The 9,334-nt window shown below is 72.2% G+C and carries 8 protein-coding genes and 1 pseudogene; 5 read left to right on the forward strand and 4 right to left on the reverse strand.

The window, feature by feature from the left end; genetic code table 11:
• The 4 genes and pseudogenes from BGM09_RS38200 to BGM09_RS32120 form a co-directional block, all read right to left on the reverse strand.
• Positions 1 to 781 (reverse strand): annotated as a pseudogene (locus tag BGM09_RS38200) (hypothetical protein); the annotation flags it as partial.
• 8 nt (positions 782 to 789) lie between these two features.
• Entirely contained in the window at positions 790 to 1,803 is a 1,014-nt protein-coding gene (locus BGM09_RS32110; RefSeq protein WP_188285259.1) for an HNH endonuclease, read from the reverse strand.
• A gap of 184 nt (positions 1,804 to 1,987) precedes the next feature.
• Positions 1,988 to 2,791, reverse strand: a complete 804-nt coding sequence (locus BGM09_RS32115) for a sensor domain-containing protein (RefSeq protein WP_188285260.1) — start codon at positions 2,789 to 2,791, stop codon at positions 1,988 to 1,990.
• 177 nt (positions 2,792 to 2,968) lie between these two features.
• Entirely contained in the window at positions 2,969 to 3,730 is a 762-nt protein-coding gene (locus BGM09_RS32120) for a sensor domain-containing protein (RefSeq protein ID WP_188285261.1), read from the reverse strand.
• A 456-nt stretch (positions 3,731 to 4,186) separates the two neighbouring features.
• Between BGM09_RS32120 and BGM09_RS32125 the strand changes: the two genes are divergently transcribed.
• From BGM09_RS32125 to BGM09_RS39250, 5 genes are all read left to right on the forward strand, one after another.
• Positions 4,187 to 4,696: a YwqJ-related putative deaminase gene (locus BGM09_RS32125; RefSeq protein WP_188285262.1), complete on the forward strand. Its 510-nt coding sequence runs from the start codon at positions 4,187 to 4,189 to the stop codon at positions 4,694 to 4,696.
• Positions 4,693 to 5,190: an SUKH-3 domain-containing protein gene (locus tag BGM09_RS32130; protein WP_188285263.1), complete on the forward strand. Its 498-nt coding sequence runs from the start codon at positions 4,693 to 4,695 to the stop codon at positions 5,188 to 5,190. The genes BGM09_RS32125 and BGM09_RS32130 overlap by 4 nt, the downstream gene beginning before the upstream one ends.
• Positions 5,191 to 5,517: 327 nt before the next feature.
• Positions 5,518 to 6,306 carry an ABC transporter ATP-binding protein gene (locus BGM09_RS32135; RefSeq protein WP_188285264.1) on the forward strand — a complete coding sequence of 263 codons (789 nt, stop codon included), beginning with the start codon at positions 5,518 to 5,520 and terminating at the stop codon, positions 6,304 to 6,306.
• Positions 6,303 to 8,870, forward strand: coding sequence for an ABC transporter permease (locus tag BGM09_RS32140; protein ID WP_188285265.1), 2,568 nt, complete (start codon positions 6,303 to 6,305; stop codon positions 8,868 to 8,870). The genes BGM09_RS32135 and BGM09_RS32140 overlap by 4 nt, the downstream gene beginning before the upstream one ends.
• A gap of 234 nt (positions 8,871 to 9,104) precedes the next feature.
• Positions 9,105 to 9,334, forward strand: a 230-nt coding sequence (locus tag BGM09_RS39250; protein WP_411158389.1) for a hypothetical protein, incomplete at its 3' end; no start/stop codon positions are given.

The following is a 9,334-nucleotide window of genomic DNA, read 5'->3' on the forward strand; positions in this document are numbered from 1 at the left end:
CCGAGGGCGCCGCGGGCGCGTCGGCCGCCGGGGCGGCCGGGGCGGCCGGGCGCCGGTAGTCGATCCCGCCGGACGCGGCCGGTGCGATGGGAGCGCTGTCAGCGGGCGCGGGGGTCGAGGCGACGGAAGCCCCGGAGGAGGCGGGCCGCCGGTAGTCGATACCGCCGGAGCCGGAGCCGGAGCCGGAGCCGGAGCCGGAGCCGGGCGCGGAGCCCGCACCGTCGCCCGATCCCGAGGCGGGACCCGAGGCCGCCGCCAGGCCGTACCCGCCGTCGGCGTCGGCCGCCGGGGCACGGTCGGCCGGGGCGCCGTCGGACCCGGAGTCGGCGGCACGCCACGCGGGAGCGTCGGCGCCCGCGCCGGAGGCGATACCGGCGCCGTTGGTCCGGCTCGACCGGCGGTTGTCGGGGATGCCCATCTTGTCGGCCGCGTCCTGGAGCCACTGCGGGGGACTCAGCAGGAAGGACGTGGCCTCCAGGTCGATGCGTTGCGGCGGGTCGGGCACCGCGTCGTTCGGCACCGGGCCGTACTCCTCCTCGTAACGCCTGATGAGTTCGCCGACGGGCAGGCCGGGCCACAAGGTGGCCTCGCCGCTGTCCTTGGCTATGACGACGCGGACGTCCCCGCCGTCGCCCGCGGACGGGCCGCCCTCGCGCGGCTCCGACCAGACCACGAAGCCGAGGTCGAATTCGCGGACCCGGATCTCCCGGGCCTCGTACGCGGGGACGTCGCCGTTGATCCAGCGCTCCGCCCGCTCCTGGGCCTGCGCGAAAGTGACCATGTCCGGCCTCATCCCTCCACCGGGACGGCGCTGGCGAAGCCCCCGTCCACCATCAGGTTCGCGACGGTCTCCAATTCCGGCGGATTGCCCGCGAGCCGGAGGAGGAACGCGTCGAGTGACTCACCGCAGGGCAGCAGCAGTTCGGCGACCCGGTCGGCGGGGGCGGCCCAGCGGTCGCCGTCGCGGACGTCGTCGTACGCGCAGAACCAGACCGAGCCGGTCCGCTCGCCCTTGACCTTGACCGCGAGCAGGCCGCCCTGGAGGTAGGAGATCGCCAGGAAGTCCTTGGTCAGGTGGTCGCGCAGGCACTTGTTCACGTACACCAGGTCGTTGACCGCGGCGTCGTCGCGGACGGTGAAGAACGGCTGGTCGATCAGCAGGCCGAGGTCCGGGTCGAGCGCGACGCCGCTCGGGGCGCAGCCGCCCGCCGCCTTCAGGAAGGTGCGGTAACCGCCGGGCAGCCGGTAGCCCAGCTCCTCCTCGACGTCACGGACCTGCGACTCGGTGACCGCGACCGGGTCCTTCGGCAGTCCGAAGTGCACCGGGCGGGTCTCCTGGAGCGGCCGGGTGCCGCGCTTGGCGTGGTCGGCGGAGGAGGCGGCGAGGCCCCCGTGGTGCCGCAGCAGCGCCTTGACCTCGACCGGGATCAGCTCCATCCGGCGGGTCCCGATGACGTGGTGCCAGGTCCAGCCGTGCGGGGTCGCGACGGGGGAGAGGCTGCCCCACAGCTCGTGGCCCGAGGCGTGCAGCGCCGCGTTCGCCGACACGTAGTCGGTCAGCCGCAGCTCGTCTATCCCGAAGCCCTCAGGGGGCTCGGCGATCTCCGCCACCGCCCGCGCGTACGGCGCGAAGTCCGGTATCCCGTCGTCGTCCACCCAGACACCCTGGGGATGGCGGGCGGCGCGTACCGGGTCGGGAAAATGCACGACCTGTCCGGCGTAGGCCGCGTTCGGCGGCGGCACGATACGTCCCCCGGCCCGCGGACCGGGAGGTGCGCCCAGCCCTTGCCGACCTGTCGTCATGGCGGTTGCCCCCTGCTGCGTCTGGCTGATGACCACAGCCTAGGGCCTCACCACCAGGGCAGAGCCAGGGCCTGTGGATAACTTGCCTGATCGGCCCGCCGCCGACCCCGCGCCGACCCCGCGCAGGCCCTGCGCGGACCCCGCGCCTCCCCGTAACGGCCGCCGCCCGGACGAGCCGCCGGGCTCAGTCGCCGGTCGCCGCCGTCCGCAGCTTCTCCGCCTGCTTCAGCGCGATCGCCGCCCGCAGCGTCGCCGTCTTGTGGTCGGCGCGCACCGTCTCGTACGCGGCCGTGGCGCCACCGGACCTGACCACGGTGACCAGGACGACGCCCGCCGCGCCGCGCGCGGTGTCGGCGATGGTGTACGCCACCTCCTGGTCGCCCAGCGCGGGCCGGCCCGCGGGCGGCGCCACCGGCCGGACGGTGTAGGAGGTGACCCCGCCGTCGCGGGTGGCCTTGAAATCGCGGCAGGTCCTCAGCGCCGTGGCCAGCTCGTCCAGCACGGTCTCGGCGGTGCCGGGAGCGTAGGAGGCGATCACCTCCAGGCTGATCGCCTTCGCGTTCTTGTCCTTGTCCGCCGTGTCGGTGACCATCGCGCCGGTGTACACCTGCCGGGTGTGCTTGGGCCGGCTGCTCCACTGGTCGGCGACCGGCTGGCAGGCCGCGTTGTCGACCGTCGTGGCCGGGCCGAGGAGCTGCGTCTTGCTGCCCGCGGGCAGCACCTGGACGTGGGGGACGTCGGAGGACGTGAGCAGCGCCGAGGTGAGCTTGGCCGTCGACACCGCGCCGGACGCGCGGACCGGACCCGGCTCCTTCTTCGCCTTGTCGTCGCCGCCCCCGCCGCCCCCACAGGCCGCGGTGAGCGCGAGCACCGGCACCAGGGCGGCAGCCGCCAGCACGGCGGTCCGCGTGTGCGGGCCGCCGCGTCGCAGGTCAGCGGCCGACTCCCGGCTACCGGTCAGTAGGCGACTGCGTGCGCGTATCGGCATCTGGTGTTCCCCTGTGTCGTGTCCGTCCCCGGGATCGCACGGGCGACGGCCCGTTGCCGCGCGACTTTACGGCACCAGGGTCGCGATTTCGCCTGTGGGGCTGCTCACAAAGAGGTGCGCGAAAGCGGGCCCCGGGGTGTGCTCCGGGGCGAGCCCCACAGGCCCTTCAGCGGGCGGTCACTTCGCCTGCGCCGCCTTCAGCTTCTCGCTCTGCTTGCGCGCGACATCGATGGGCAGGGTGCCCGCGCCGCCCGCCGACTTCACCGACAGGTACGCGGTGATGGTGTCGCCGGTCCGCACGACGCTCACCAGGGCCGCGCCGGACTTCTTGTCCGCTGTGTCGGCCATCACATAGGAGACGGCCTCGTCGCCGGTCGGCACCGCGGGGCCCTTGGCGATGGTGAACGGCGTCTTGGTGCCGGTGTTGTCCGTCGCGGTGAAGCTCTGGCAGGCGCCCAGCGCCGTCTTCACCGACTCGATGACCTTCTTGGCGTCACCAGGCGCGTGACTGGCGACCAGCATCTGGTTGATCGCGTCGGGGGTGGCGCTCGACGTCGTCTTCGCGAAGGCCGCGCCGACGAACGCCTTGCGCGGGATCTTCGGCTTGCTGCTGGTGATGTCGGCGAGCGGCTGGCACGCGGGCTTGTCCGCGGTGAGCGTGGAGGTGTCGGCGGAGTCGTCGGTCTGCGAGACCTGGATCGTCCAGCCGGGCACGTCGGCCTCGGCGATCAGCGCCTTGGTGAGCTGCGCCTTGGTGAGCGCCGAGCCGTCCGACGGACTGTCCGCGCCGCTCGTCGGAGCGGAGGCCGAAGCGGAGCCCGTGGTCTTGCCGCCCTTGCCGTCGGCGTCCTTGGAGCCGTCGGACGAGCCGGAGCAGGCCGCGGCGAGGACGAGGGCGGGGAGCACGGCGGCGGCCAGGCGGAGCCGGGTCTTGCGCATGGGGGGTCACGTTCCCTGATCGGCGGCAGCGGGTCCGCGGGCGCGGACCGACTGCCGATACTCCCGCCATGTCGGGCGCGCGTCCATGGCGCGCCGAAGCTGTGCCGCGGCTGTGCGGGCCCGGCGCCTCCGCGGTGCGCGGGGCACGCACAACCGCGACCGACATGTGTTCGGGAAGCGCCCGCCGGGGACCGGCCGTCACCCTGCGTCGACCGCCAGCGCCCGGCCGACGACCGTCCCCGCCCGTACGACGATCGCCCGCGACCGTATGACGGCCGGTTTTGCGCACGTGCTGTGCCCGCGCTGCCGACGCTCCGTCACACGACGGTGACATGGCCCACACAGGATGGGCGCGGTGCCGCGTCCGGCTTCCCGTCGCATGGCCTGTTTGGCACTCTGAACGACATACGGGGGATCGCCCGCCCAGGCGGGCGGATGGAGGGATGCACACAGATCATGACAACTCAGACCCAGGCGGCGGGGGCCGCCGATCCCCGCTTGAGCTGGAGCGGTTCGGACGATCCGGTGGGCCCGCCGGTGCTGCGGCACCGCAGGGACGGCATCATGCCCGCGGTCGCCGCGGCGCTGCTGATCCGCGACGACGTGCTGACCTGCACCGGCGCCAAAGGTGAGCAACCGCCCGTACTGCACCCGATCGTTCAGGACTTCCTGGACGCGCTGCCGGTCGCGCAGCGGGAACGGTTCACCGGGCGCTGTCCCGAACCGGTGCTCATTTCACGCCACTTGACGGCAGTCGAGGCAAACCGGGGCAAGCGTGCCTCCCGTAAGCCGCTCACCCAGGGTGAGGCCCGCAAGGCGCTGCGCGGGGCGAAGCTCACCTCGCGGCGCATCCGGGAGGACGGCGACCCGACGCACGGCGCGTACGCCCCGCCCTGCCGCTCGTGCGCGCCGCTGCTGTCGCATCTGGGGGTCAAGCCGGTGGATCCGGCGGCGGAAGGAGAATGAGCATCCCCATGGCGGGCACCACCCGCTTCCCGGTCGGCGTCGACGCCGCGCTGCGCGCCGCGGGCTGGCAGCCGGGGCGCTGGGACATCAAGCAGGCCGAGTTCTGGGCGGACCGGCTGCGGGCGTACGAGTCGCCGGGCGGCCACCGGCACGCCGTCTTCCCCGCCGCGGTCGAGGCGTGGGCGGAGTTCGGCGGCCTGCTGATCCCCGGCGCCTCGGGCCCCGGCCGGCAGATCGCCCCCACGGCCATCGCCGTCGACCCGCTGCGCGGCCTGCACCTGGCGCGTACCTTCGGCGACCTCGGCCGCGCCCTGGAGACCGACATCAGCCCGCTCGGCGAGGAGCCCGCGTCCGGCGCGCTGCTCGCCATCGACGCCGAGGGCCGCGTCTACACCGTCGACCACACCGGCGACTGGTACGCGGGCCCCGACATCGACCGCGCGCTGACCGCCCTGATCGGCGGCGTACGCCCGGTGCGCCTCACGATGCGCTGACCCGCGCAGATCGCACCCGCGATGCGCTCAACTCCCGTACGTGTACAGGGCATCTGTGCACGGTCGCGGTGACGTCCCCGACACGAGGATGAGCCTCAGGTAGCAGACCCCTAGGGGGAGGTACCTACTTTTGGCGGCCACCGGTTCGTACCGGCGGATGACGATCCCGGGCCGTCCGTTCCATACGGTCATGAGGCGGGGTGGGGATAGCCCCACCCACAAGACGGAGACCTCCCCCATCGTGCGGGGGACGGCGCTTCGGCAGGCTGAACGCACCGGCTCAACAGGGCCTGGTCAGGGCCCGCCTCGACCTCACAGGAGATTCACGTGACAACGGCAGTGACGATTCCCAAGTCCGGGGGCAGCGGAGAGCGTCCGGCCGTTGCCGCAGCAGGCCGAGCGGTGACGAAGGCGTACGGCAGCGGCGAGACGCGCGTCCTGGCGCTCGACGCGGTGGACGTCGACATCGCGCGCGGCCGGTTCACCGCGATCATGGGCCCCTCGGGCTCCGGCAAGTCCACGCTGATGCACTGCCTGGCCGGGCTCGACACCGTGTCCGAGGGCCGGATCTGGATCGGCGACACCGAGATCACCACCCTCAAGGACAAGAAGCTCACCCAGCTCCGCCGGGACAAGATCGGCTTCATCTTCCAGTCCTTCAACCTGCTGCCGACGCTCAACGCGGCGGAGAACATCACGCTGCCCATGGACATCGCGGGCCGCAAGGTGGACCGCGACTGGTTCGACCGGGTGGTGGAGACCGTCGGTCTCGCCGGGCGCCTCAAGCACCGCCCCACGCAGCTCTCCGGCGGTCAGCAGCAGCGCGTCGCGGTCGCCCGCGCCCTCGCCGCCCGCCCCGAGATCATCTTCGGCGACGAGCCGACCGGAAACCTCGACTCCCGCGCCGGCGCCGAAGTCCTCGGCTTCCTGCGCAAGTCGGTGGACGAGCTGGGCCAGACCATCGTGATGGTCACCCACGACCCGGTCGCCGCCTCCTACTCCGACCGCGTGCTGTACCTGGCGGACGGCCGGATCGTCGACGAGATGCAGAATCCGACGGCCGACGGCGTCCTGGAGCGCATGAAGTCCTTCGACGGTCGCGGGAGGACCTCGTGACCGTCCTGAAGACATCGGTGCGCAACTTCCTCGCGCACAAGGGACGCATGGCGCTGTCCGCCGTCGCCGTCCTGCTCTCGGTGGCGTTCGTGTGCGGCACGCTGGTTTTTACCGACACCATGACCGCGACCTTCGACAAGCTCTTCGGCTCCACCGCCTCCGACGTCACCATCAGCGCCAAGAAGGTCGACGACGCGCAGGAGACCGGGCGGCCCGACACCGTGCCCGCCTCGCTCCAGCAGACCCTGCTCAAGGTGCCGGGCGTCGCCTCGTCCTACCCCGACGTCACCAGCGACAAGGTGACGGTCGCCGACGCGAACAACAAGAGCATCAGCCCGACCAGCGGCGCCCCGACCATCGTCAGCAACTGGGACCCGACCGAGACCAAGGCCGTCGAGCTGTCCTCGGGCAACACCCCGCGCGCGCCCGCCGACGCGGTGATCGACGCCGACACCGCCGACAAGCACCACCTGAAGATCGGCGACACGCTGCGGGTCATCGCCGCGCCCGGCGACTTCCACGTCACGATCTCCGGCATCGTCACCTTCAAGACCACCAACCCCGGCGCGGCCGTCATCTACATCGAGACCGCCACCGCCCAGGCCAAGCTGCTCGGTGACAGCCACGCGTACACCGGCTTCGGCCTGACCGCCGCCAAGGGCGTCTCCGACGACCGCCTCAAGGCGGACGTCACGACGGCCATCGGCGCGGGCAAGTACACCGTCGACACCGCCGCCGAGACCAAGAAGAAGGACAAGGACGACGTCGGCAGCTTCCTGAACTTCATGAAGTACGCGATGCTCGGCTTCGCGGGCATCTCGGTCCTGGTCGGCATCTTCCTGATCGTCAACACCTTCTCCATGCTGGTCGCCCAGCGCACCCGCGAGATCGGCCTGATGCGGGCCCTCGGCTCCAGCCGCAAGCAGGTCAACCGGTCGGTGCTGATCGAGGCGGTGCTGCTCGGCGTCGTCGGCTCGGTGCTCGGCATCGGCGGCGGCATCGGCCTGGCCGTCGCCCTGATGAAGCTCATGGGCCAGGCGGGCATGAAGCTCGACACCTCCGAGCTGACCATCAAGGCCACCACTCCGATCGTCGGCCTGGCCATCGGCGTCATCGTGACCGTGATCTCCGCCTACATCCCGGCCCGCAGGGCCGGACGGATCTCCCCGATGGCGGCGCTGCGCGACGCGGGCACCCCCGCCGACGCCAAGTCCGGCCGGATCCGCGCCGCGATCGGCGTCCTGGTCTGCGCGATCGGCGCGGTGGCGCTGGTCGGCGCCGGACAGTCGGACAAGGCGTCCTCCGGCGGCGGACTGCTGGGCCTGGGCGTGCTGTTCAGCCTGGTCGGCTTCGTGATCATCGGCCCGCTGCTGGCCGGTGTGATCGTACGAGCGGTCAGCGCGGTGATCCTGCGGTTCTTCGGGCCGATGGGCCGCCTCGCGGAGCGCAACGCGCTGCGCAACCCGCGCCGTACCGGCGCCACCGCCTCCGCGCTGATGATCGGCCTCGCGCTGGTCGCCGGCATGTCGGTGGTCGGCTCGTCCATGGTGGCCTCCGCCGACGACCAGCTCGACAAGTCGGTCGGCGCGGACTTCATCCTCCAGCCCGACGGCGGCCAGCCGCTGACCCCCGCTCTGGTGGCGGCGATCAAGTCGGCCTCCCACATGGAGCACTTCACCGAGTACGCGGGCGTCAACGCCAAGGTCACCCTGCCCGACGGCAAGACCGTCACCAAGCAGTTCAGCGCGGTCAGCCCGACCTACGCCGACGACCTGCGGCTCAAGACCGTCAAGGGCGATCTGAAGGACGCGTACGCGAAGAACGGCATGTCCGTCAACGAGGCGTACGCCAAGGACCACCACATCAAGATCGGTGACGAGCTGCCGGTGACGATGATCGGCGGCACACCGGCCAAGCTCCGCGTCAACGTCATCACCAGCGACGACACCACGGTCGACCACGGCGCCTGGTACACCAACCTCGCCACCGCCAAGCAGTACCTCCCGGCGGACAAGCAGCCGCTCGACCAGATCATGTTCGCCAAGGCCGTCGACGGCCAGGCGAAGGAGGCGGGCGCCTCGCTCACCGCGGCCGTCAAGGACTATCCGCAGCTCAAGGTCCGTGACCAGTCCGACTTCAAGGACCTCATCCACAAGCAGGTCAACCAGCTCCTGTACATGATCTACGGGCTGCTCGGCCTCGCGATCATCGTCGCCGTCCTGGGCGTGGTGAACACCCTCGCCCTGTCGGTGGTCGAGCGCACCCGGGAGATCGGCCTGATGCGGGCGATCGGCACCTCACGGCGCCAGCTGCGCCGGATGATCCGCCTCGAATCGGTGGTCATCGCGCTCTTCGGCGCGCTGGTCGGTCTCGGTCTCGGCCTCGGCTGGGGCACCACGGGACAGAAGGTGCTGGCCTCCCAGGGGCTCGGCGTCCTCCAGATCCCGTGGACGACGATCATCCTGGTCTTCATCGGCTCCGCGGTCGTCGGCCTGCTGGCCGCGCTGCTCCCGGCCTTCCGGGCGGGCCGGATGAACGTCCTGAACGCGATCGCCACGGACTGACGCCGCCGGTCACACCGGCCGGTGGCGCGGGTCACCACGGCACCGGCCGGTGGTGCGGGTCACCACAGCACCGGCCGGTTGGTGCCGGTCACCACAGACGCGGCCCCGGAAGCGCAACCCCCCGCGCTCCGGGGCCGCCCGTGCGTCCGGCCGCCGGTACGCCCCCCGCCGGGCCCTCACCGGCCGCCCCCCGCCCCCCCCGCCACGGGTCCCGCGGCCCCGGGCCTTGCGGGGATGGCCTGTGGCTGTCGGCGGTACGTCGTACGCTGGAGGGACCCCCGGCCCGTGACACGTGTCGGGTGCTTCGCGTTGCCTCTGCCCCGGGACGGAATACCCCTCATGAGTCTGAACGGTCTGGTCGACGTCGTCGTCGAGGACGCCGCCCTCGCGGAGGCGGTGGAGGCCGCCGCCTCCGGCGCCCGGCCGATGGTGGACCTGGTGGGGCCGCCCGCCGCGCGCCCGCT

The sequence above is a fragment of the Streptomyces sp. CBMA29 genome (genome assembly GCF_014596445.1).
Taxonomy (GTDB): Bacteria; Actinomycetota; Actinomycetes; order Streptomycetales; family Streptomycetaceae; genus Actinacidiphila.